The sequence below is a fragment of the Pseudonocardia sp. ICBG1142 genome (genome assembly GCF_020496255.1).
Taxonomy (GTDB): Bacteria; Actinomycetota; Actinomycetes; order Mycobacteriales; family Pseudonocardiaceae; genus Pseudonocardia.
Genome location: NZ_JAHLJC010000026.1, coordinates 1 through 2,670 on the forward strand (window position 1 = coordinate 1; position 2,670 = coordinate 2,670).

The following is a 2,670-nucleotide window of genomic DNA, read 5'->3' on the forward strand; positions in this document are numbered from 1 at the left end:
AGCAGCCGTTGCTCCACAGGATGGAGCGGAACACGGCAGGCCCAGGCTGACCCCCGCAGAGGGGGTGCGCATCGGACGTGTTCAACGCAGTAGCCGATGCGACAGACTGACTGGACATCCCGCCCTGGGGCATCAGTAACGCGGTGCCCGGGACACGCGACCGAAGCAACCGACCGACGGCAGAACAGCCGCGACCGTTCGATCCGAGTCTCCCCCCTACCCGGTCAACCTTGCGCATCCGCGCGCCGTTGACCGGGTAGGGGGGGGGCTCCCTTCGCTGCCCTCCCTCCGGCAGGGAGGACAAGCTCCTACGGAGCCCAGCGAGCCCCGAGCCCAGCGAGCCCCGAGCCCAGCGAGCCCCGAGCCCAGCGAGCCCCGAGCCCAGCGAGCCCCGAGCCCAGCGAGCCCCGAGCCCAGCGAGCCCCGAGCCCAGCGAGCCCCGAGCCCAGCGAGCCCCGAGCCCAGCGAGCCCCGAGCCCAGCGAGCCCCGAGCCCTTGCGAGCGTCCACTCAGCATGATCTAGTGCATAAATGAAACGTTTTCTTCGTGCAACTACTGTGACTATTCTGCTATTTATGGCGGCGCTAGGAGCGAGTTCGAGTCCTGCACTGGCTTCCGATTTAAAATCTCCGACTCAGGGGGCATCCCTTTCTTGGGGATTTACTTCAGAAAAGTTCGCTAACCGCCCGCGTCATATCGCGGGCTACACCATCCATGCGAAGCTCCGCATGAGCGAACGCGATATCGGAGAGAAAGAAGTGAACGCGCTGGTTCGTTTCGGACCAGAGGGGATCAATCAAGGAGATGGAACCTGGAAGATTATGGAGGCGGATACTCCATTCGCCGTGGTTATTAACGGGAGTGGCTGGGTCGTCACAGTCCACCCGGTGATTTGAGGGTGAAATGATTACCAAGCGAGAAGTGTCAGTAACGCTGGAACTGGATACGTCTGGCGATGTGGCCTACCTTCGTTTCGAAAGGCTGTCTGCGGACGATGCACGTCGAGTTCGCACAGCTTTAGTGGAAGATCGACAAGGCGTCATGTACGGAGCGTTGGATTTTGAGAACGAAGGAAAAGGCCGGATGGTAGGTCTGGAGATTCTGAACGCGTCGAAGCGGTTGCCGGGTAGATGGCTCAGCGAAGGCGAGAATGGGGAATGAAGAAGGCGGTAGGTGGACTGTTGGTTGCAGTGGGAGTCTTGTTGTCAATTACAGGCTCAGCCGCTGCGGGAGAGAGCAGGAAGGAGGGCTCGGGGCAGTCTTGTGTGGTGTATGCGCCGAAACAGTATGAGTGTTTCTCTAACAATGCCGAGGCGAACGCGGCAGCGGATGCTCACAGCTGTGAGCATCCGCTGCCGCGTTCGCCTCGGCATTGTTAGAGAAACACTCATACTGTTTCGGCGCATACACCACACAAGACTGCCCCGAGCCCTCCTTCCTGCTCTCTCCCGCAGCGGCTGAGCCTGTAATTGACAACAAGACTCCCACTGCAACCAACAGTCCACCTACCGCCTTCTTCATTCCCCATTCTCGCCTTCGCTGAGCCATCTACCCGGCAACCGCTTCGACGCGTTCAGAATCTCCAGACCTACCATCCGGCCTTTTCCTTCGTTCTCAAAATCCAACGCTCCGTACATGACGCCTTGTCGATCTTCCACTAAAGCTGTGCGAACTCGACGTGCATCGTCCGCAGACAGCCTTTCGAAACGAAGGTAGGCCACATCGCCAGACGTATCCAGTTCCAGCGTTACTGACACTTCTCGCTTGGTAATCATTTCACCCTCAAATCACCGGGTGGACTGTGACGACCCAGCCACTCCCGTTAATAACCACGGCGAATGGAGTATCCGCCTCCATAATCTTCCAGGTTCCATCTCCTTGATTGATCCCCTCTGGTCCGAAACGAACCAGCGCGTTCACTTCTTTCTCTCCGATATCGCGTTCGCTCATGCGGAGCTTCGCATGGATGGTGTAGCCCGCGATATGACGCGGGCGGTTAGCGAACTTTTCTGAAGTAAATCCCCAAGAAAGGGATGCCCCCTGAGTCGGAGATTTTAAATCGGAAGCCAGTGCAGGACTCGAACTCGCTCCTAGCGCCGCCATAAATAGCAGAATAGTCACAGTAGTTGCACGAAGAAAACGTTTCATTTATGCACTAGATCATGCTGAGTGGACGCTCGCAAGGGCTCGGGGCTCGCTGGGCTCGGGGCTCGCTGGGCTCGGGGCTCGCTGGGCTCGGGGCTCGCTGGGCTCGGGGCTCGCTGGGCTCGGGGCTCGCTGGGCTCGGGGCTCGCTGGGCTCGGGGCTCGCTGGGCTCGGGGCTCGCTGGGCTCGGGGCTCGCTGGGCTCGGGGCTCGCTGGGCTCCGTAGGAGCTTGTCCTCCCTGCCGGAGGGAGGGCAGCGAAGGGAGCCCCCCCCCTACCCGGTCAACGGCGCGCGGATGCGCAAGGTTGACCGGGTAGGGGGGAGACTCGGATCGAACGGTCGCGGCTGTTCTGCCGTCGGTCGGTTGCTTCGGTCGCGTGTCCCGGGCACCGCGTTACTGATGCCCCAGGGCGGGATGTCCAGTCAGTCTGTCGCATCGGCTACTGCGTTGAACACGTCCGATGCGCACCCCCTCTGCGGGGGTCAGCCTGGGCCTGCCGTGTTCCGCTCCATCCTGTGGAGCAA

General features: G+C 60.7%; 4 protein-coding genes. 2 read left to right on the forward strand and 2 right to left on the reverse strand.

All coding sequences use genetic code 11. The features are described 5' to 3' along the window. Positions 1-530 precede the first annotated feature (530 nt). Both KPL59_RS13800 and KPL59_RS13805 read left to right on the forward strand, forming a co-directional pair. A complete protein-coding gene (locus tag KPL59_RS13800) occupies positions 531-896 on the forward strand; it encodes a DUF4258 domain-containing protein (protein WP_226361020.1) in 366 nt (121 codons plus the stop codon). Positions 897-921: 25 nt separating this feature from the next. Further along, positions 922-1,161, forward strand: a complete 240-nt coding sequence (locus KPL59_RS13805; protein ID WP_226361021.1) for a DUF2283 domain-containing protein — start codon at positions 922-924, stop codon at positions 1,159-1,161. A gap of 356 nt (positions 1,162-1,517) precedes the next feature. Here KPL59_RS13805 and KPL59_RS13810 read toward each other — a convergent pair whose 3' ends face one another. Together KPL59_RS13810 and KPL59_RS13815 are read right to left on the reverse strand one after the other, a co-directional pair. Continuing rightward, positions 1,518-1,757, reverse strand: a complete 240-nt coding sequence (locus KPL59_RS13810; RefSeq protein WP_226361021.1) for a DUF2283 domain-containing protein — start codon at positions 1,755-1,757, stop codon at positions 1,518-1,520. 25 nt (positions 1,758-1,782) lie between these two features. Continuing rightward, entirely contained in the window at positions 1,783-2,148 is a 366-nt protein-coding gene (locus KPL59_RS13815) for a DUF4258 domain-containing protein (protein WP_226361020.1), read from the reverse strand. Positions 2,149-2,670 lie beyond the last annotated feature (522 nt).

Excerpts from the sequence above, each read along its gene's own strand:
- KPL59_RS13800 (WP_226361020.1), top strand. The coding sequence starts at position 531 with ATGAAACGTTTTCTTCGTGCAACTACTGTGACTATTCTGCTATTTATG.
- KPL59_RS13815 (WP_226361020.1), bottom strand. The coding sequence starts at position 2,148 with ATGAAACGTTTTCTTCGTGCAACTACTGTGACTATTCTGCTATTTATG.